Source organism: Rhodospirillaceae bacterium (assembly GCA_028819475.1).
Lineage (GTDB): Bacteria > Pseudomonadota > Alphaproteobacteria > Bin65 > Bin65 > Bin65.
In genome coordinates, this window is the sequence record JAPPLJ010000036.1 from 107383 (window position 1) to 128449 (window position 21067).

Here is a 21067-nt window from a genome sequence, read left to right on the forward strand (position 1 = left end):
TCATCCTGAGTAGCCCCGGGCTCCGGCCGGGGCGTATCGAAGGGCGATCGCCCCACCGCCTTCAGTGGCTCATCAGCACCGGAACCGGCATCTGGTCGAGGATGTCCCGGGTCGCGCCGCCCAGGGCCAGTTCGCGGAAGCGCGAATGGCTGTAGCCGCCCATCACGACCAGGTCGGCGCTGTGGTCCGCCGCGCGCGACATCACGACGTCGCCGACCCGGATGTCGTGGGCGATGTGCTCGGCGACGGACGCTGCCGCGCCCATGCGCCCGGCAAAGCCGGTCAGGCGGTCGGCGTCGCCGGCCGATGCCTTCTGCTCGCTGTCCGGCGCGACCGTCAGGAACAGCACATCGGCGCCGTCCATGAAGGGCGCGGCGTCGTTGAAGGCGCGCACGGCCTCGCGGCTGCCGTCCCACGCCACCAGGATGCGCCGGAATTCCGGGTCCGCGCCGATATAGGGATGGAACAGGACCGGCCGGCCGCTGCGCATCACGATGTCCGACACGCTCTCGCGGGTCAGATAGTTGAGCGGGTCTCCCTCATCCGGCTGGGCGATCACCAGCAAGGCCGACGATTGCGCGGCCCGGATCATCGCCGCCGCGCGGTCCCCTTCGGCTTCCAGCCAGTCCGTCGGCACCTCGCCGGCCGCGGCCTCGAACTCCGGGCGCAGCCTGCCGATATGGGCGTCGATCTCCGTGCCGTGCACCTCGCGGAGCCGGTCCATCACCTCGTTGTTCGGCAGGGCCGGCCAGACCGATGCGGAGACCGCGGGGTTGGGCAGCCGGGCGAAGACGCCGACCAGTTCGCCGCCGTACCGCCGGGCGATCGCTGTCGCGAAGGCCACCCGTTTCGCACAGGCCCTGTCGCCGTCCACATTCACCGCCACCCGATGGAACGCCATGACCGCCTCCTGCAAAGAAAACCGGTGCGAAATCAGACTATCCCGGCACCCCGCCCGAAGCGTTGATCTGAATCAAACGCTACAAGCGCGACGGCACCCCCACCTGGCTTCCTCCTCTGAAGAGGGGGAGGAAAACGATGCCCGTGGTGCGAGCTCAAGCTACGACCCGGTTCTCCACCGCCGCGCCCTCGCGCAGGGCGCGAACCACGGCCTCCGAGGTCGAGACCAGGCCGAAATGGGTGCCGATATCGTAGAGGCTCGACTCCTGTTCGCGCGGGCCGGTCGCGGCAACGCAGTCCTCGGGCACGATCACCCGGTAGCCGTGGAAGAAGGCGTCATGGACCGTCGAGCGCACGCAGATGTTGGTGACGACGCCGACGACGATCAGCGTATCGGCCTCCATGTCCTTCAGGCTGAGGTCGAGGTCAGTGTTGAAGAAGCCGGAATAGCGCCGCTTGACGATCTCGATGTCGCCGGGCTGCCGGTCAAGCGCGTCGATCACCCCGGCGCCCCAGCTGCCCTCGATGCAGTGGGGCGTCCGCTTGAGGAATTCGCGCTCGCGCCTTGCCTGCGGCCGGTGGGTATCCTTGATGAAGGCGACGGTCCCGTCGGTGTCGCGAACGGCCGCGATCACCGCGTTCTGCGGCGGCACCAGCCGCTCCGAGCCGGGCAGGACCATCGCGCCGCCCTCGGCGCAGAAATCGTTCATCATGTCCACGACGAGGACCGCGGTATGCGGCGGCGACAGGGTCATGCTGTCGTCGCTGTGCCGGTGGGCGGAAAAGCTGTCCATCGGGGACTCCCGGCTTGGGGCCGTCTACAATAGCGCCGTGCATCGACGATGAGAAGGAGGCGCCGATGAGCGACACCGGTAAGCGGAGCCGGACCGGCCGGACCGGCTCCGAGGTCGGCCGGCGGACCGTGCTGAAAGCCGGCGCCGCGGCGGCCGGCGCGGTTGCGGCAGGCCCGCTCGCCGTCTTTTCGCGCGGCGCCCGCGCCGCGGACCGGCTGCGGGTGCTGACATGGCCGGGCTACGAAGAAAAGGCGGTCGCGGAGGAGTTCGAGGACACGCACGGCATCAAGCTGGATTTCAAGGTCTATATCGGCGGCGAGCAGATGCTCCGGTCGTTCAACCGGGCACCGCGCGGGACCTACGACACTGTGCTGGTCGACGCCGAGTACGTTCGCAAGCTCGCCGCCATGGACGCGATCGAACCCTACAGTCCGGGAGAGATACCGGAACTCGCCAACTACCATCCCCGGTTCAGGACCATGCGCCAGGTCAGGGCGGGCGGCGGCCGGATATGGGGCACGGCCACGCGCTTCGGTTTCTACGCCATCTCCTACAACGCCGACCGCATGAGCCGGGCAGCGAGCGGGGACTGGAATTCGCTGTTTCTGCCCGGGCTTGCCGGCCGGATCGGCGTTCTGGACTGGTATCTGCCGAACATGGGCATTGCGAGCCTCGCGGTTCATCCCGGCAAGGAAAACCCCTACGACCTGAGCGACGAGCAGCTAGGCGCGGTCAGGGCGTGGCTGCTCAGACTGAGGCCACAGGTCGGCATGCTGGGCGCCAGCAGCCGGCCCATCGCGCAGGCCATGATCGAAGGCGACATCGTTGCCGCCATGGTCGGAGACCTCGATATCGATCTCAAGCTCGCCGGTTACCCCAACTTCGAGGCGACAATTCCGAAACAGGGCGGCATCCGCTGGCAGGAAGTGGCCACCGTGTGCAAGCAAAGCCGGAACAAGGATCTCGCTCTCGAGTGGATCAGGTATGTCAGTCAGGCCCATGTCCAGGCGAAGCTCTGTTTCGCCAAGGCGTTCAAGGCCCGCGGCCCGAACCTCAAGGTCGCAGACCATTGGACTGCCGAGCAGAACCGGCTCATGGGCTACGACCCTGATCCGGAAAACCGCGGCCGGATGCGCGTGGAGGCGTTGATCGACCGCAGCGTCGCCCGCGACCTCCCGGTCCGGCAGAAGACGAAAGCCTGGATCGACATTTTCAACGAATTCAGGGCCGGCTAGGGCCGCCCGACGGTACTGGCCCGGCGACACTGACACAGCGCATCGACGGCGCCCTAAGCGGACCGGGCGCCGGCCGCGAGCATCTCGATCATCTTGTCGCGCATGACAAATTTTTGCGGCTTGCCGGTCACGGTCATCGGCAATTCGTCGACGAAGCGGACGTAGCGCGGAATCTTGTAGTGAGCGATCTGGCCGCGGCAGAAGTCGCGGATCGACTCCTCGGTCTCCGCCGCGCCCGGCTGCAGTACGATCCAGGCGCAGACCTCCTCGCCATAGCGCTCGTCCGGTACGCCGAAGACCTGGACGTCCTGAACGTTGTCATGGCGCAGCAGGAATTCCTCGACCTCGCGCGGATAGACGTTCTCGCCGCCGCGGATCAGCATGTCCTTGACCCGGCCGACGATCTCGCAATAGCCCTCGGCGTCGATGGTCGCCAGGTCGCCGGTGTGCATCCAGCCTTCGGCGTCGACCGCCTCGCGCGTGCGCTCCAGGTCGCCCCAGTAGCCGCGCATCACCAGGTAGCCGCGGGTGCACAGTTCGCCCCGTTCGCCGACCGGCAGCGTCCGTCCGTCATCGGGATCGACGATCTTGCATTCGGCGTGCGGCTGGATGCGGCCGACCGTCGAGACGCGCTTCTCGATCGGGTCGTCGGTCGCGCTCTGGAACGAGACCGGGCTGGTTTCGGTCATGCCGTAGGCGATGGTCACGTCCGACATGTTCATGTCGCCGATCACCTGCTTCATGGTCTCGATCGGGCAGGGCGCGCCCGCCATGATGCCGGTGCGCAGGGCCGAGAGGTCCGCTTTCGCGAAATCGGGATGGGACAACATGGCGATGAACATGGTCGGCACGCCGTAGAGGGCCGTGCATTTCTCGTCGTTCAGCGCCTTCAGCGTGTCGCCGGGCTCGAAGCCTTCGCCGGGGAAGGTCATGGCGGCGCCCTTGGTGACGCAGCCCAGCGTGCCCATGACCATGCCGAAGCAGTGGTAGAGTGGCACCGGGATGCACAGCCGGTCGGCCGCGGTGAAGCGCATCGCGTCGGTGGTGAAGCGGGCGTTGTTGACGATGTTGCGGTGGGTCAGCGTGGCGCCCTTGGGTGCGCCGGTGGTGCCGCTGGTGAACTGGATGTTGATCGGGTCGCCGGGCTCCAGCGTCGCGCCGATATCGTCGACCATCTTCAGGGCCGCCGGCCCGGCCATGCCGGCAACGTCGCCGAAATTGACCATGCCGGGGGATTTGGCGTCGCCCATGCGGATGACGGTGCGCAGCTGGGGCAGCTTTGCCGATTGCAGCCTGCCGGGCTCGGCGTCCGCCAACTCCGGCCCCAGCGATTGCAGCATTTCCAGGTAACGGCTGGTCTTGAAGGACTCGGCCAGGATCACCCCTTTGCAGCCGACCTTGTTGAGGGCGTATTCCAGCTCCGCCAGCCGGTAGGCCGGATTGATGTTGACCATCACCGCGCCGATCTCTGCGGTCGCAAACTGGGTCAGCACCCATTCCGGCCGGTTCGGCGCCCAGATGCCGATCCGGTCGCCCTTGCCGAAGCCGAGCGCCACCAGGCCGGCGGCGAAGCGGCGCGCCTCTTCCTTCAGTTCGCGCCAGGTCCAGCGCAGGCCGCTGTCGCAGAACACCGCGGCCAGGGCCTCGGGATAAGCGGCCGCCGTATCGGCGAGCAGCGCGCCGATGGTTTTTTCCAGCAGCGCGGGCGCCTTCGCGCCGATAACGTGGGAGAGGCCATCGCGCGGCCCCTGGTCGTGCGGGGCGTCCGCTCCGCCGGCTTCGGAGGCCTTGTCCAGCGACGTAATCGGCTTGGCGAGATCTACGGTCCAGTCGGTGCTCATGATCTTGGTGTCCGGGTTCCAGGCTCCGGCCTACAGGGTCCGCCAGTCTTCGTCCTGTTCGAAGGCGTGCGCCGCCCGGTAGATCGCCGATTCGTCGTAATGCTTCCCGGTCAGCATCAGGCCGACGGGAAGGCCGTCGCTCAGGCCGCAGGGTATGCTCATCGACGGATGCCCGGTAATGTCGAACGGCGCGGTGTTCGGAATCATCTCGAACGCCCGCTGAATATACAGCGAGAGCGGCGCATCGGGGCCGGGAATCGGCGGCGCGACCATCGGCAGGGTCGGCATCAACAGCAGGTCGTAGCGGCCGAGCACGTCGTCGTAGGCGGCGGTCAGCTGACGCGCCAGGTTCTGCGACTTGGCGAAATAATGCCCGCGATGATGCTTCAGCATGTATTCGCCGATCATCATGGTGATCTTGAGGCTGTGGGACAGCTCGTCGGCCCGCGCGCGCCAGTTGGCGTGGGCGTCGAGCAGGCTGGTGACGTAGAGGCCCTTCCAGCTCGTGCCGAAGCCGTTGCCCTTCATCATCGTATTGGTCGCGCCCTCCAGCGCGACCGGCGTCCAGATCGCCAGGCCGTCGCTGTGCATCGAGATCGAGACGTCCTCGACGGTCGCGCCCATGGCGCGGAACCGCTCGGCCGCCGCGCGCACCTTGGCGTCGACGCCGGGCTCGCTGTTGTCCAGGCCGAAGCCTTCCTGGACGACGCCGATGCGCATGCCGCCGGCGCCCCGGCCGATTGCTTTCGTATAGTCATCCACCCGCGGCTTGTACTGGCGCGGGTCCAGCCCGTCCGCGCCGGCGATCACTTCGAGCAGCAGGGCGTTGTCCGCAACATTGCCGGTCATCGGGCCGGTATGGTCGATGGTCGGCTCGATCGGCATGACGCCGGTGTAGGGCACGAGGCCGTGGGTCGGCTTCATGCCGTAGCAGCCGCTGAACGACGCCGGAATCCGGATCGAGCCGCCCTGGTCGCCGCCGATCGCCATGTCAACCTCGCCGGCGCCGACCAGCGCGCCGGAGCCAGACGACGAGCCGCCGGCCGTGTGGCCGATCTTCCAGGGATTGTGCACCGGCGCAGAGGCGTTGGTGTGGCTGCCGCCGGACAGGCAAAAATATTCGCAATGGGCCTTGCCGGCGATGGTGGCGCCTTCGTCGAGCATCCGCGTGACGATGGTGGCGTCGAGGTCCGGCGTATAGCCTTCCAGCGTCGAGGCGCCGTTCATCATCGGCACGCCGGCGAGGCAGACATTGTCTTTCAGCGCCACCGTCTTGCCGTCCAGCCTGCCGCCCGGCGCGCCGCGGATCTCGCATTTGATGTACCAGGCGTTCATTGGGTTTTCGCTGTCGCCGGGCCGGGTGCCAGGGGTGCGCGGATACTTGACCGTGGGCGGCGCATCGCGCAGCGCGTCGACACGGTCGTAGGCCGCCAGCGTCGGCTCCATCAGGTCGAGGAATGACTCGATTTCGCCGTCGCTCATGCTCATGCCGAAGGAGCGGACGATGTCGCGCATCTGGTCCAAGGTGGGGCGTCTGACGGTCATGGCATTTCCGATCGGCTGGGCCGGCGGTGGAGGCGGCGTTTCGGGTGGGCGTGGCGGCGGTTTTGGAGCCGGGGTCCGGAGGTGCACCTGCGGTTGCGGCCGGGCAAGCGGGGCGGCAGCCACGCCGGCGGGGATGGCGGCAGGCGCCGGGGCCGGCGCGGCGGCGGTCCGGGCGCTCCCGCCGCCCAGGCCGGCGAATTCCTCGATCAGGCCGGTGGCGCCGAAGCTGTCGCGGGCGATCTCCGCCTTCACCGCGCCGCGTTCGAGCACGAGGATCCGGTCGGACAGTTGGGTCAGGAATTCCAGATTCTGTTCGACCAGCAGGAGGGTGAGGCCGCGGCTTTGCCGGATCGACACCAGGGTCTCCGCCATCTCCTCGATGATCGACGGCTGGATGCCCTCGGTCGGCTCGTCGAGCAGGAACAGCACCGGATCGGCGATCAGGCAGCGCGCGACCGCGAGAATCTGCTGCTCGCCGCCGCTCAGCACGCCGCCCTGGCGGTCGAGCAGCGGGGCAAGGCGCGGAAAGTCGGCGACGATCCGGTCGATGCCGGCCTCCGCGCTGGCATCGCCGGTCTCCTCGCTCCAGGCGAAGTGCAGGTTCTCGCGCACCGTGAGATTGGGAAAGATGCCGCGGCCCTGGGGCACGTAGCCGAAGCCGAGCCGGCTGCGCCGCCAGGTCGGCAGCCGTGTGATCGGCGTCCCCTCGAAGGTGATCTGGCCGCCGGTCGCCGGCAGCAGGCCCATCAGGGTCTTGAGCAGGGTGGATTTGCCCATGCCGTTGTGGCCGAGCAGGCCGAGCACCTCGTTCTCGGTGAGGTCCATCGAGACCCCGCGCAGCACGGGGATGTCGCCGTAACCGGCGCGCAGGCCCTGGACCGACAGGATCGCGTCGCCTCGGGCCACGGGCCCGTCCGGGCCGCTGGCCGGGCTGCCGTTCGCCGGATTCCCGTTCGTCGGGGCTTCGGCGTTCATTGCGACTTGCCCAGATAGACGTCGCGCACCAGCGGGTCGCCCAGCACCGTATCGACATGGCCTTCGGTGAGGATGCGCCCCTGGTGCAGCACCGTGACGGTTTTCGCCAGCTGCCGGATGAAATGCATGTCGTGCTCGACGACGATGATCGCCGCGCGGTCGTTCATTTCGACGATGATCTCGACGGCGCGCTCCGCTTCTTCGGCGGTCAGTCCGGCGGCCGGTTCGTCCAGCAGGATCAGCCAGGGGTCTCCGGCCAGCACGGTGCCGAATTCGACGAGCTGGCGCCGGCCGTGGGCCAGGTTGCCGACCGGTTCGCCGGCGCTGTCGGCGATGCCGATGCGCTCCAGGGTCTCGGCGACGATGCGGTCGGCCTCGCGGGTCGAATTGCGCTTGCGCGCGGCGATCCAGATATTCTCGCGCACGCTCAGGCCGTTCATCACGCTCGGCACCTGGGTCTTGATGCCGACGCCGAGGCCGGCGATCTCGTGCGGATGGGCGCCGACGCAATCGATGCCGCGGATGCGGATGTCGCCCTCGCTCGGCCGCAGGACGCCGGTCAGGCACTTGAAGAAGGTGCTCTTGCCAGCGCCGTTCGGGCCGATGAGGCAGCGCAGCTCCTTGTCGGCGAGGACGAAATCGACCGAGTCGAGCGCCGTCACGCCGCCGAAGCGGACGCTGACCCCGCGCGCCTCCACGACTCCGTCGCGCGCGCCCCAACCCAAGGGGGCGCGCCCATTACGCCCAGGTCCCCCCGCCCCCGCCCCCCCCCCCCCCCCCCCCCCCCCCCCCCCCCCCCCGGGCCCCCCCCCCGGCGCCCGCGGGGCCCCCGGGCCCCGCCCCCCCCCGGCCCTGCCGGCCCGGCCCGGCCGCGCCTTGCCCATCCAGCCCTGGATCGACGGCACCACGCCGCGCGGCAGGAACAGGATGAACAGGATCAGGATCACCCCGAAGACCAGCGTGGCCTCGAGCGGGTTCTCCCTGCCGAACACCTCTTTCACCGCGCGCAGGCCGAGGACGAATTTGAGATAGCCGAGCACGGCGGCACCGATCATCGGCCCGATCAGGGTGCCGGCGCCGCCGACGATGACCCAGATGATGATTTCCGCGGCGAGGCCGAGGCCGAACAGTTCCGGCGTGATGATCTCGGCCGCGTTGGCGTAGAGGCAGCCGGCGAGGCCGGCGAGCGCGCCGCCGAAGGCGAAGGCCGCCGTCTTGCGGGCGCGTACGTCGTAGCCCAGCAGCTCGATGCGCTGCTCATTCTCGCGCAGGCCGACCAGGATGCGGCCGAACGGGCTGCCGAGAAGCCAGCGGGTGAGCAGGTAGCACAGCACCAGGACGACGAAGGTGAGGTAGTACAGGTTCTCGTCGTAGATGTAGGCTTCCGGATCGCCGGGAATGTGGAGCGTTGGAAAGCCCGGAATGCCGTTGAAGCCGCCGAGCCGGGCCTCGCCGATCACCCATTGCTCGCCGGCCGTGTGGTTCATGAAGCGGAACAGGATCAGGCTCACCACCAGGGTCACGACGGCAAGATAGACGTCGCTCAGCCGGCCATAGAACATCATGGCGCCGAGAATGGCGGCGAACAGGGCGGGCAAGAGGATCGCGAGGAAAAAGCCGCTCCAGGCTTCGCCGGTATTGATCGCGGTCAGGGCGTAGACATAGGCGCCGAGGCCGTAGAAGGCCGTCTGGCCAAAGCACAGGATGCCGCCGTAGCCCCACACGAAGCCGAGGCTGAGGGCCAGCAGCGCATAGGCGGCGAAGGTCGTCAGGTTCAGGACGTCGAAAAAGACCGGCAGCACGAACATGAGGATCGCCGCAACGACGACCGAGGAAAGGATCTGCCGGGCGGTCATGGCCGGGCGCCCTTACAGCCGGTTGCGGAAGAAGCGGCCGGAAATGCCGGTCGGCAGCAGCCGCAGCAGGATAACGGCGGCGACCAGAAGGCCGATCTCGCCGATCACGGAATTCGTCACGAAGGTGACGAGCTGCGAGACGATGCCGAAGAAGCCGGAACTGGCGATCAGGCCGGAGACGACCGACGCGCCGCCGGAGATCACCGTGATGAACGCCTTGGCGATGTAGAGCAATCCGGCGGTCGGGCCGATGCCGACCAGGGGCGCCAGCACGCCGCCGGCCAGCCCGGTGAGCGCCGAGCCGGCCGCAAAGGTCACCATGTAGACCTTTGAGGTGTTGTAGCCGAAGGCGGTGGCCATATCGGCGTTTTGCATGGCGCCGCGGGCGATCAGGCCGGCGCGGGTATATTTCAGCACGCCGTAGACCAGCAGCACGACGCCGACGGCGCTGGCGATGATGAAGATCGTATAGCCGCTGAGCGAGTAGTCGCCGACCGCGAAGCCGCCGATCGGCGCCTTGATGCTGGTCGTGGTCGGCCCGAAGATCAGCGTGAAGGCGCCGATCATGGCCAGGCTCAGGCCCCAGGTCGCCAGCATGGTGTTGATCAGCCGGCCGTAGAGGAAGCGGATGATCAGCCGTTCGGCAACGATGCCGAACGCCGCCACGACCAGCGGGGCGATCACCAGCATCGAGACGAAGATATCGATGCCCAGCGTGTTGTGGGAGACGATCGCGGCGTAGCCGCCGAGCAGAACGAATTCGCCGTGGGCGAGGTTGATGACGCGCATCATCCCGAACACGACCGCGAGTCCGGCGCTGATGAGCGCCAGAAACGCGATCGTGTACAGGACCTCGTAGACGACAACCGCCGCCAGATCCATCGAAGCGCTGCCGTCCTTTTCCGTCAGTCGAACGAGACCTTGGAAGCAGCCGGGATCAGATCTTGATCTCGTACTGCTTGGTATCGTTCGGGTTCTTCTCCAGGTCGCAGACCCGCTGCGTGTCCGACGGCGGGATCTGGCTGTAGCTCTTGAGAATTGTCAGCGTCTGATTCTTGACCTCGATCAGATGCATGTCGTGGGTGACATGATGCGTCTTCGGGTCGATCGTCACCTTGCCGGTCGGGCCGGTGTAGCTGATGCCGCTTTCCAGCGCCTCGATCACCTTCATCCGGTCGAGCGTACCGGCCTTCTTGACTCCCTCGGCCCACAGCCGGACGCCGTCGTAGCTCGACGCCGCGATCTCGTGGATATCGTTCGTGTGGCCGAACTTCCTTTTCCACGCGGCCAGGAACTGCCGGTTAGACGGGAAATCGGCCTGGGGCGAGAAGCTCTGGCACACGACGATGCCGTCGCCTTCGCTGGGCGTCAGGATCTTGTGCTCGTTGCCCGACGACATGGTTGTCGTCGCGATCGGGATCTTCTTCTTCATGCCGGCTGCCGCCCACTGGCGGTAGAAGGACAGGTGCGCCAGGCCGACCAGCACGGCGCAGACCATATCCGGCTTGGCCTTCTGGATCTTGGCGATGGTCGAGCCGAAATCCGACACGTTGAGCGGGAAGTAATCGGCCTGGATGACCTCGCCGCCGGCCTGCTGGGCGTAGTACTTGATCCAGTTCGATGTGATCTGGCCGTAGTTGTAGTCGGCCGCCAGCACATAGATCTTCTTGCCCCAGCGCTTGATCGCTTCCGGCACCAGGATGGCGGACTGCTGGGCCGGCGTTGTGCCGACGCAGAACACGTTGCGGTCGCAGACGCCGCCTTCATAGGTCGTGTTGTAGAAATACAGCGTCTTGGCCTTGCGCAGGCTCGGCCGGATGGCCTCGCGCGACGCCGAGAGGATGCCGCCGTGAATCACGTCGACCTTGTCCTTGCGCGTCATGCGGCGGGCATACTGGGTGTAGAGCGCCATCTTTGACTGGGTGTCGTAGGGGATCATCTCGATCTTCTTGCCGAGCAAGCCGCCCGCGGCGTTGATCTCGTCGATCGCCAGCCGGTGCGCCTTTTCCATCGGCTTGCCGTAGGCCTCGAAGATGCCCGACGTGTCCAGGATACTGCCGAACTTGATGGTGTCGGCGCCCATCGCGACCGACGGCACCGTCGCCAATGCGCCGGCCGCGGTCGCCCCCTGCACGAACTGTCTGCGGTTGATCGTCATGATGCTACTCCCTCTGGATTGAATTCCTGCCGGCTAGCGGTCTCCGCCGGTCTTGTCCTCGTCCGTGTCGTTGTCGGCCGATTCGCCGTCTGAAGCGTCGGCGTCGCCGCCGACATCGAGATTCACGCCGAGCTGCCGGCCGAGCTTCTGCATGGCCGGCAGCTGCACCGCCATGTTCAGGACGCCCTCGACGGCCTGGTTGAATGGCGAAGTTGCGCCGCCGCTTTCTCCGCCCGATCCGCCGGTTCCGAGCCCGCTCACCTGGTTGATGCGGATCGACTCGATCTTCTCGGCCGGTTTGACCATCTGTTCGATGATCGCCGGCATCCGGTCGATCCGGTGCTGCTCCAGCCGCGTATTCAGCACCTGCTCGCTCACCGCATTCTCGGCCTCGGCAAGCGCCGCCTTGCCTTCGGCCTCGGCCTTCAACTCGTGGCGCCGGGCCTCGGCCTTGACGGAGGTCGCCTTGGCTTCGGCCTGTACCTTGTCGAGCAGGGTCCTGACCTCGGATTTGGTGACCTCTTCGGAAACGTCGGCGTCGCGCCTGGCGCGCAGGAGTGCGGTCGTCGCGTCGCGTTCCGCCGCCAGCTTCTCCTTCTCGCGCTGCAATTGCTCCTGCGCCGCGACGACGCCGATACGGCGCAGTTCGGTCTCGGCCTCGGCGTCGAACTCCTCGGCGCGCTTGCGGCTGAGCGCGATCTGGCTGTCGATCTTGGTCGATTCGGCGGCCAGCAGGGCCTGGGATTCCTCCTGGCGCAGGGCGAGGTCGCGCTGGATTTCCGCAAGGCGGGTCTGCCGTTCGGCGTCGATCCGGGCGCGCTCGGCCTCTTGCTTCGCGTGCTGGCGCGCAGCTTCCTCGGCGGCGTCGCCGGCCGCGCGGGCTTCCTCGACCGTCCGGTGCTGGGCGATCTCCGCTTCCTGCTGCTCGCGCTCGATCTCCAGCTTCCGCTTCAGCGAATCGAGCTGGGTCTGGCGCACCGAGACGTCGGCGTCGGCCTCGATATCCGCCCGCTGTTTGCGGTTGGCGGCGACGATCTCGGCCAGGCGGCGCATGCCGACGGCGTTGAAGGCGTTGTTCTCGTCGAGCGACGCCAGCGACGCCTGGTCGAAGCGGGTGAGCGACGCCGATTCGAGGCGCAGGCCGTTCTGCTCGAGATTGTCGACCAGCAGGGCTTCGACTTCGCTGACGAAGGCGCCGCGGTTCTCGTGCAGCTGGTCCATGGTCTTGGTCGCGACGACCGCCTGCATGGCGCCGACCAGCCGGCCGTCCAGCAATTCGTGCAGACCGTCGGTCCTCAGCGAGCGCGAGCCGATGGCCTGGGCTGCGGTCGCCACGCCCTGCGGCGTCGGCAGGACGCGCAGGTTGAACTCCATCTCGACGTCGAGGCGCAGCCGGTCCTCGGTCATCAGGGAGGCGTTGCCCGTGCGCGCCACCTCGAGCGGCATGGCGCGCATGTTGATCTCTTCGACCCGGTGCAGGAAGGGCAGGGCGATGCAGCCGCCGTCCATCGCCACCTTCTGGCCGCCGAAGCCGGTGCGGATCAGGGCGGTCTCGCGGGTGGCCTTGCGGTAGAAGCGCTGCAGGAAGGCGATGAATACCGCCAGCGCCACGACAACGATGACAATGGTGATGAAGGTCGCCATGGGTTGCCTCGCTCTTCGGACCTCCGCAATTCCGGGCGCAATTCCGGGCGCAATTCTGACAGCCTCGCAGCGCGGATCAAGTTATCCTTGCTTTATTTTCCATGTCAAATAAATTGTCGGGAGGCCGGTGCGCCCGAACGCGCCGGTCAACGGGCCAGTTGGCGGACGATCCTGAAATCGAACCCATGCGCTTCGGCCAGATAGACGGGCAATTCTCCGGGGCCGGTTTCGCTGCGGACGCCAGCGGCGATGCGGCGGTTGCGTGTCACCTGGACGGCGAGGCGGGCCATGCCTTCGTAGATCGACTGGCCGAGATCGTTCAGCATCGGCGCCCGCTCGGCGAACATGGAATGGTAGCGCTCGCGGAACGCGCCGTTGCGCCGCGTATCGAGCGCCGCAAAATAGCCGGCGCTGACGAAAACCCCGTCGGTCGCCGCCGCGCCCATGGCCAGCAGCATGTTCTCCTCGATGGCGCAGGAGAAGCGAAGGACCGAACGGGCCAGCCCGGCGGCGTGAAAGGCCCGGTTGAAGAGCACCGAATCCTGGCCGATCAGGGACAGCAGGACGGCATCGGGCCGGCGGGTTTCGATCCGGTCGAGGATGGCGTCGAAGCGGCGGATGTCGGTCGCGCTCTCGTCGAAATCGACATAATCGCTTCCGACGACCTCGCAGCCCTGCCGGGCCATCGCCCGCGCCGCCAGGGTGTGGGAAACCCGCGGCCAGACATAGTCGTTGCCGACGAAATACCAGCGGCGCAGCCGGTAGCGCGCGCTCAGCCAGTTGAGCGCCGGCAGCAGTTGCCGATCCGGCGTCACCCCGAGGCAGTGGACGTTGTGCGGCGCGCTGCCTTCGTGCAGCGGCGTGTAGATGTAGGGCACGCGTCGGCCGACCGCCGCCGCCAGCGCGTCCCGCACGTCGCTGGTGTGCATGCCGACGACCGAATCGATCCGCCGGGCGGCGATCAGATCGGCGGCGCGGCGGGCGACGGCTTGCGGCTTCGACCCGGCATCGACGAAGCGCAGCCGGAACACCGTATCATCGGTCGCCGCGGCGTTGATTTCGGCGCAGGCCAGTTCGGCGCTGGCGCGGCAGGACGGGCCCCAGATGCCGGCCGGGCCGCTCGTGGGTATGAATACGCCGATCCGGTGCGTGCTCGCCATGGCGTGTCCGGGATATTGTCCGGGATGCTGTCCGGGGTCGAATTTCGGTGCGCATTTCTGCCGGCCCGAATCCTACTCCAATCCGGCGCCCTTGCGCCACGCGGTTTCGCCCGCGCGCCGTTCGCCGGGCGACCGCCCAAGGGAGATATAAATGGCCTTCTCCGGTAGCCTGGCCGATATCCTGATGCGGGCCGGCCAGTCCGTGGCCCAGGACCTGGACGGCTTGCTCCGGCCGCTCGACCTGTCCCTCGTGCAGTGGCGGGTGCTCGACAGTCTGAGCGACGGCAAGGGCCGGACCATGAGCGGCCTGTCGGCACAGTCCGCCATCCAGATTTCGGCCCTGTCGAAACTGGTCGACCGGATGGTCGTGCGCTCGCTGGTCCTGCGCAAGCAGAGCGAGCGCGACCAGCGGGCCGTCATCGTCATGGCGTCGGATTTCGGGCTGGAGGCCTACCGCAAGAGCCTGCCGGTGATCCGGGCCTACGAGGCGCGGCTGGCACAGCGTCTGGTCGGCTTTGGTGTCCATCGCCTCGACGAATTCATGGTGGACGCGGGCGGCGACGCGCCGGCGGCCGGGGTCAACGCGATCCCGCTGAACTGACTACGTCGGCCGGTGCAGCCGGAAGGCGCTGTCAATACGCCGTTGGCAAGACGCCGTTGGACTGTCGCTCTCCCTGCCCCTATACCCTCCGGTCAACGCGGATTTGTCTGAGGAAAGACCATGCTGTCGGATGCCGATCGCAACAGGGCGGCCGACCTGCTGATGCAGGCCGGGGAGACGCGCACGCCGGTGCTCCAGCTGTCCACGACCTGGCCGGAGATCACGTTCGAGGACGCCTATGCCATCCAGGCCGAGGTGACCGCGCGCAAGGTCGCCGCCGGCGCCCGGGTGATCGGCCACAAGGTCGGCCTGACCTCGAAGGCGATGCAGCGCTCGTCGCAGATCGACGAGCCGGACTACGGACACCTTCTGGACGACATGATGATCGCCGACGGCGCGACCGTGCGCCGTGCCGATTACTGCATCCCGCGGGTCGAGCTCGAACTCGCCTTCGTCCTGGGTGCGCCGCTGGAAGGACCGGGCGTCGGCCTGCTCGACGTCCTGCGCGCGACCGAATATGTCGTGCCGTCGATCGAGATCATCGACGCCCGGGTGCAGAACCCGCGCAAGATCTTCGACACCATTGCCGACAACGGCGCCGCGGCCGGCATCGTGCTGGGCGGCCACCCGGTCGGGCCGCACGATATCGACCTGCGCTGGGTCGGCGGCGCGATGTACCGCAACACCGATATCGAGGAGACCGGCGTCGCCATCGGCGTGCTCGGCCATCCGGCGATGGGCATCGCCTGGCTGGCGAACAAGCTGGGCGCCCATGGCGTCGGGCTGGAGCCGGGCCATATCGTGCTTTCGGGCTCGTTCGTCCGCCCGGTCTGGGCCGAGCCGGGCGATACGCTGCGCGCCGATTTCGGCGACCTCGGCGTGGTGAGCGTCGGCTTCGGATAGACCGTTCGCTTTCGACCGGTTCGGTGCGCGGAGGGCGCCCGCGCGACGCCTGCCGTCCCGGCGGTGGAATCGTGCAGGCGCGCGGGCTACAGTTACCGGCGGGCTGCCCGGAAAGATTCCGACGGGCCGGACCTGTCGAACAACGGCGCCGCGGCGATCCCGGCCGCGCGCTTCACGGGAGGAGAGATCATGGCAAAACGGCAAACCGGTGCGGCCCCAAAACGGATTGGGCCGAAACGGGTCGGACGGCGCGGTTTTCTGGCGGCCGGCGGCGGTGCGGCCGCGGCGGTGGCGGCCTCGACGCTCGGGGCGCCCGCGGTGCATGCGGCGAAGACGGTGAAGATCGGCTTCGTCAGCCCGCAGACCGGCCCGCTGGCGCCGTTCGGCGAGGCCGACCGCTTCGTGCTGGCCGATGCGCGCGAGACGTTGAAGAACGGCATCAGGATCGGCTCGAAGACCTACCCGGTCGAAATCGTCGCCAAGGATTCGCAGTCGAACCCGAACCGGGCCGCGGAGGTCGCGGCGGAGCTGATCCTGAAGGAAAACGTCAACCTGATGATGGGGTCGTCGTCCGGCGATACCGTCAACCCGGTTTCCGACCAGTGCGAGGCCAACGAAGTGCCCTGCGTGACGTCGGATACGCCGTGGCAGGTGGTCTATTTCGGCCGGGGCGGCACGCCGCAGAAGGGCTTCAAGTGGACCTACCACTTCTTCTGGGGCATCGACGACATGATCGGCGTGTTCATGAACATGTGGAACGACCTGGACACGAACAGGAAGATCGGGGCGCTGATCGCCAACGATTCCGACGGCGTGGTCGCCGGCGATCCCAAGCGCGGCTTCAAGCCGCCGATGGAGGCCGGCGGCTTCAAGTATTTCCAGCGCGGCCTGTTCAATCCCGGCACGTTCAACTTCAGCGGCCAAATCGGCGACATGCGGAAGGAAGGCGTGGAAATCCTGACCGGCCTCGCCACGCCGCCGGACTTCTCGACCTTCTGGGGCCAGGCCGCCCAGCAGGGGCTGGCCAGCCAGCTTAAGGCCGCCACGATCGCGAAGGCGCTGCTCTTCCCGGCGGCCGTCGAGGCGCTCGGCGACCGCGGCGTCGGGCTCACCACCGAGGTCTGGTGGTCGCCGTCCCACCCGTTCCGCTCTGCGTTGAACGGCAAGTCGTCGGCGGAGTTCGCAGCGGCGTATATCGCGGCCACCGGCAAGCAGTGGACCCAGCCTATGGGCTTCAAGCACGCCAATATCGAAGTGGCGATCGACGTGCTCAAACGCTGCGGCGATCCGGGCGATCCCGAGGCGATCCTCAAGGCGATCGAGGAGACCAACTACAATTCGATCGTCGGCCCGGTGTCGTGGAAATTCGGCGACCGGCGCAACCCGGTAAAGAATATCTGCCGGACGCCGCTGGTCGGCGGCCAGTGGGTCAAGGGCAAGAAGTTCAAGTACGACCTGGTGATCGTCAACAACAAGTCGGCGCCGCAAATCGCCACCGGCGCGGAGATCAAGCCGCTGGCGTATTAGGGCAGTCTTCGCTTGGTGGAGGGGGCGCCTCGCCGGTTTTCCGGCTGTGCGCTTCCCATCCGTCATTTCGACCGACCGTAGGGAGCGGAGAAATCTTTCCGGTACGGCGCCTCGGTCCGTGATGCGTGCAGAAAAGATATCTCCGCTGCGCGGCCGGCCGGCCGCTCCGGTCGATATGACGGTTGAATGAGACCTAACCGGCAAGCGGCCGCCCGGCTGGCCGGCGCCGGCGACGCAGGTGTCTGTTCCGACGACGAGCACAGCGAGGCGGGCAGCGCGCTCGGTTCCGACTGCCGCGCTCGGCGGCTTCGTCGCTGCGGCCTTGAAGAAACACCGGGCATCGCCCATCATCCAGGACTGCAAAATCTGGAGGTAGTCCCATGGGCAAATACATGTTCCACGCGACGTACACGGGCGAAGGGCTCGTGGGCCTTTTGAAGGAGGGCGGCAGCCGCCGGCGGGCAGCGCTGACCCAGACCATCGAGGCGATGGGCGGCAACGTGGAGGGGCTCTACTACGCCTTCGGCGAGACGGACCTTTACATCATCTGCGATCTTCCCGACGACGCTACGGCCACGGCGGTCTCGCTCAACATCGCCAAGGCGGGCGCCCTCAACATGAGGGCCACCGTGCTGCTCACGCCCGAGACGGTGGACGAGGCGGTGAAGAAGACGGTGCCGTACCGGCCGCCCGGAGCGTAGGCCACCGGCGGCGGCAAGTTCAGGTCGCGGGCGCTGTTGTTGATCAGGGCGTAGAGGGCAAATTCCGGAGAAGGACCCGGTGGAGAGCACGGTCCTCACCCTGCCCATTCGGTAGCAGCTTGAAGCATGACGCATGTCGCCGATGGAATAGGGGTCGACCGCGGACAGTCGCGGCGTTCGCCCTATTTCGAGCGGCAGGCCAACTCATCGACTTTCCGCAATCGCAGAGGGTCAAGCCGGGGCGCCGAACGACAAGCCGGCCGCCGGGGCAGCCATGCGCCGGGAATATAGCTACTGCCCCTGCCGGCCCGGCTGACATCTCGAAACGGATCGGTTACGGTTCGGCCCGGTTTTTCCGCGGCGGCCATCGATTGGGTGCAGCGCCGCATTGCAGAGGGAGGAATGAAGTTGACCGACACGAAACATGGCAAAACGGATTTGCAGCCGGATTTTGAGCGCCGGCAGACGCGCCGCAGTTTCATGGGCAAGGCGGCCGCCGCGGGCACCGTCGCCTTTGCCGCCCCTTGGGTGACCACCGCGGCGCGTGCCGCCGGGGAGATCAATGTCGTCCTCAACCAGGGCCTTCTCGCGAAACTGTGGATCGATCATCTGCATCCGCAGTTCGAGAAGATGACCGGCGCGAAGATCAACCTCCAGCAGTCGGTGACGAGCCGGATGCTCGTGATGCTGCGGACCCAGAAGGCCAGTCCGCCGGACCTGATGCAGTTTTCCGAAGCGGGCGTGTTCCTGGCCAAGGAACGCGGCCTGATCCGCCAGCACAATGTGAAGAACATCCCGAACTTCGCGTTCGTGCGCCCGGCGTTCAACCTCGCCGACTACTTCTCGGCCGGCGTCGTCGATGCGACGCACACGATCTTCTACAACACCAACCGCATCAAGAAGACGCCCGGCGCTTGGGCCGACCTCTGGAAGCCCGATCTGAAGGACCAGGTCATGATTCCGCCGGTCACCTGGAACAGCGGCGTGCGTATGGTGACCTCGTCGGCCCAGGTCGCAACCGGCAAGCCGCTCAAGGAAGCGCAGTACGAATGGCAGGCCGGCATCGAGCACATGAAGAAGCTGAAGGCCAACGGGGCGATCGCCTATACCGGCGCGCCGCAGGCGATCCAGTCGCTGCAGAGCGGGCAGGTTCCGGTGGTGCCGTTCTACGGCATCTTCATCAACCCGCTGATCGACAAGGGCGCGCCGATCGCACCGTCGACCGATCTCGCCGAAAAGAAGCATGGCGAAATCGTGGGCATGAACATGCCGGTCAACGCCAAGAACCGCGAACTGGCGGAGGTGTATGTCAATCTGAGCCTGTCCAAGGAATTTCAGAGCAAGATCGACAGCATCCTGCGCTCGCCGGCCGCCCACAAGGACGTGTCGGCGTCGAAACGGACGCTCGAACTGAACGGCCCGGCCGACAACATCGGCTATGCCGACTGGGCGTTCCTGTCGAAGAACCGGCCGAAGATCACCGAGAAGTGGAACGAAGTCTTCGGTTAGGACCGACTGGATGACGGACGCGGGCGCCGCATCGGGGGTGACGCTCCCCGTGCGGCGCCGTTCCGGCGGACGGTCCCGCCGGTGGCTGCTTATCGCCTGCATGCTGGGCCCGCTGCTGGGCTTCATGGTCGTCTTCTATGCGGTGCCCTTCGCCTATCTCGCGCAGGAGAGTTTCCAGTCCTGGGACGGCGAGGACGAACCGAAGGCCGAGCCGACCTTCGACTATTACAAGAAGACCTTTCAATCCTCGCGCACGAGCCGCGCGCTGACGCGCACCTTCCGGATATCTTTGGTCTCGACGCTCATCGCGCTGGTCATCTGCTACCCCGTGGCCCTGCTCCTGATCCGGGCGGGCCCGCGCCTGCGCAGCGGCATGCTGCTGGTCATTTTCATCTCCCTGGCCGCCAGCCTGATCGTGCGAAACTATGGCTGGCTCGTGGTGCTGGCCGATCAGGGGCCGCTGAACGCTTTTCTGGTCGCGCTGGGGTTCACAAGCCGGGGGCTTCGCATGGTGTATTCCGAGGGCGCGACCATCGTCGCCCTCGTGCACTATGTCATGCCGTTCATGATCCTGCCGATCTACGGCGCGCTGCTGCGCATACCCGACAGTTACAGCGAGGCGTCGATCTCGCTCGGCGCCGGCCCGTGGACCACCTTGCGCAAGGTGGTCTTTCCCCTGTCGATGCCCGGCGTGTTCGGCGGCACGATACTCAGCTTCGCGATCTGCATGAGCGCCTTCGTCACGCCGCTGATGCTCGGCTCGCCGGCGACCGCGATGATGTCCCAGGTCGCCGCCGAACAGCTGCTGGTGCAGCAGAACTTCCCTTGGGGCTCGGCGATCGTGACGATCTTGACGCTTGCCACCTTCGCCGTCGTCTTCGCCTACGGCTGGGTCATCCGGCGGGTGATGAAGGCCGATGTTTGAGGACCGCGGCTTTCAGCGCGTTGTCGCCACCCTGGGCTGGACGGCGATGGCCGTCCTCGTGTTTCCCGTCATTCTGACGATCGTCGTTTCCTTCAGCGGTTCCCAGTTCATCGAGTTCCCGCCGAAGTCCTTTTCGATGGACTGGTATGCCAACATCGCCAAGATCAACAAGATCGGCGAAGCGACCCTGCTGAGTCTGCTGGTCGCCTCCCTCACCGGAATTTTCACGGTGTTGATGGCGATCCCGGCGGCGCTTGCCATTGCGCGTCATGGATTTCCGGCCAAGCCGATGATCGTGGCGTTCCTGCTGTCGCCGGTTGCGGTGCCGATGATCGCCATCGGTATCGCGATCCTGCAATTCTTTGTCTGGACCGGCCTGCCGTTCAACTGGATCACCCTGCTCGTCGGCCATGTCGTGCTGACCAGCGCCTACCCGGTACGGACGATCGTCGCCTCGCTGACCCTGTCCAACCCGTCGCTCGAGGAAGCCGCTGCGTCGCTCGGCGCCACGCGCTGGACCGTGTTCCGCACCGTCACGCTGCCGCAACTGACGCCGGGCCTGATCAGCGGCTTCCTGTTCGCCTTCCTGATCAGCTTCGACAATTACCCGATCAGCATCTTCCTGGTGCGCAGCGGCGTGACCACCATGCCGATCGAGGTCTTCAACTATATCAGCCAGCAGCTCGATCCGACGCCGGCGGCGTTCTCGACGATCTATATCGTCATTGTCAGCGCGATTATCGTCCTGGTCGAGCGCCGGTTCGGCGTAATCTCCCTGTCGGTCCGGGGGTGA

The 21067-nt window shown here is 66.8% G+C and carries 17 protein-coding genes; 8 read left to right on the forward strand and 9 right to left on the reverse strand.

What is annotated here, in order from left to right; all coding sequences use genetic code 11:
* Nucleotides 1–61 precede the first annotated feature (61 nt).
* On the reverse strand, nt 62–901 hold the full coding sequence (locus tag OXM58_11560; GenBank protein ID MDE0148998.1) for a universal stress protein: 840 nt from the start codon (nt 899–901) through the stop codon (nt 62–64).
* A gap of 154 nt (nt 902–1055) precedes the next feature.
* Nucleotides 1056–1694 carry a cysteine hydrolase gene (locus tag OXM58_11565; protein ID MDE0148999.1) on the reverse strand — a complete coding sequence of 213 codons (639 nt, stop codon included), beginning with the start codon at nt 1692–1694 and terminating at the stop codon, nt 1056–1058.
* Nucleotides 1695–1759: 65 nt separating this feature from the next.
* Here OXM58_11565 and OXM58_11570 point away from each other — a divergent pair, with 65 nt between their 5' ends.
* The gene (locus OXM58_11570; GenBank protein MDE0149000.1) at nt 1760–2929 is read left to right on the forward strand and encodes an extracellular solute-binding protein; all 1170 of its coding nucleotides are present in this window, start codon (nt 1760–1762) and stop codon (nt 2927–2929) included.
* A 53-nt stretch (nt 2930–2982) separates the two neighbouring features.
* On the opposite strand, the gene OXM58_11575 is transcribed toward OXM58_11570, so the two are convergent.
* The 7 genes from OXM58_11575 to OXM58_11605 form a co-directional block, all read right to left on the reverse strand.
* Entirely contained in the window at nt 2983–4770 is a 1788-nt protein-coding gene (locus OXM58_11575; protein MDE0149001.1) for an AMP-binding protein, read from the reverse strand.
* Nucleotides 4771–4800: 30 nt separating this feature from the next.
* Nucleotides 4801–7290, reverse strand: coding sequence for an amidase (locus OXM58_11580; protein ID MDE0149002.1), 2490 nt, complete (start codon nt 7288–7290; stop codon nt 4801–4803).
* Nucleotides 7287–9146: a branched-chain amino acid ABC transporter ATP-binding protein/permease gene (locus OXM58_11585; GenBank protein MDE0149003.1), complete on the reverse strand. Its 1860-nt coding sequence runs from the start codon at nt 9144–9146 to the stop codon at nt 7287–7289. The genes OXM58_11580 and OXM58_11585 overlap by 4 nt, the downstream gene beginning before the upstream one ends.
* A gap of 12 nt (nt 9147–9158) precedes the next feature.
* Nucleotides 9159–10028: a branched-chain amino acid ABC transporter permease gene (locus OXM58_11590; protein ID MDE0149004.1), complete on the reverse strand. Its 870-nt coding sequence runs from the start codon at nt 10026–10028 to the stop codon at nt 9159–9161.
* Nucleotides 10029–10083: 55 nt separating this feature from the next.
* On the reverse strand, nt 10084–11304 hold the full coding sequence (locus OXM58_11595; GenBank protein ID MDE0149005.1) for an ABC transporter substrate-binding protein: 1221 nt from the start codon (nt 11302–11304) through the stop codon (nt 10084–10086).
* 33 nt (nt 11305–11337) lie between these two features.
* On the reverse strand, nt 11338–12948 hold the full coding sequence (locus OXM58_11600; protein MDE0149006.1) for an SPFH domain-containing protein: 1611 nt from the start codon (nt 12946–12948) through the stop codon (nt 11338–11340).
* A gap of 146 nt (nt 12949–13094) precedes the next feature.
* Nucleotides 13095–14108 carry a substrate-binding domain-containing protein gene (locus OXM58_11605; protein ID MDE0149007.1) on the reverse strand — a complete coding sequence of 338 codons (1014 nt, stop codon included), beginning with the start codon at nt 14106–14108 and terminating at the stop codon, nt 13095–13097.
* A gap of 151 nt (nt 14109–14259) precedes the next feature.
* Between OXM58_11605 and OXM58_11610 the strand changes: the two genes are divergently transcribed.
* From OXM58_11610 to OXM58_11640, 7 genes are all read left to right on the forward strand, one after another.
* Nucleotides 14260–14709, forward strand: coding sequence for a MarR family transcriptional regulator (locus OXM58_11610; GenBank protein MDE0149008.1), 450 nt, complete (start codon nt 14260–14262; stop codon nt 14707–14709).
* Nucleotides 14710–14829: 120 nt separating this feature from the next.
* Nucleotides 14830–15612 (forward strand): 2-oxo-hepta-3-ene-1,7-dioic acid hydratase, encoded by a 783-nt coding sequence (hpaH, locus tag OXM58_11615; protein ID MDE0149009.1) that lies wholly within the window; start codon nt 14830–14832, stop codon nt 15610–15612.
* A gap of 189 nt (nt 15613–15801) precedes the next feature.
* Complete coding sequence (locus OXM58_11620; protein ID MDE0149010.1) at nt 15802–17139, forward strand: ABC transporter substrate-binding protein; 1338 nt, start codon at nt 15802–15804, stop codon at nt 17137–17139.
* Nucleotides 17140–17531: 392 nt separating this feature from the next.
* Nucleotides 17532–17840: a GYD domain-containing protein gene (locus OXM58_11625; GenBank protein ID MDE0149011.1), complete on the forward strand. Its 309-nt coding sequence runs from the start codon at nt 17532–17534 to the stop codon at nt 17838–17840.
* 408 nt (nt 17841–18248) lie between these two features.
* A complete protein-coding gene (locus tag OXM58_11630; GenBank protein ID MDE0149012.1) occupies nt 18249–19349 on the forward strand; it encodes an extracellular solute-binding protein in 1101 nt (366 codons plus the stop codon).
* Between the two features lie 10 nt (nt 19350–19359).
* The gene (locus OXM58_11635) at nt 19360–20274 is read left to right on the forward strand and encodes an ABC transporter permease (protein MDE0149013.1); all 915 of its coding nucleotides are present in this window, start codon (nt 19360–19362) and stop codon (nt 20272–20274) included.
* Entirely contained in the window at nt 20267–21067 is an 801-nt protein-coding gene (locus tag OXM58_11640) for an ABC transporter permease (GenBank protein MDE0149014.1), read from the forward strand. Before OXM58_11635 ends, OXM58_11640 begins: the two co-directional genes overlap by 8 nt.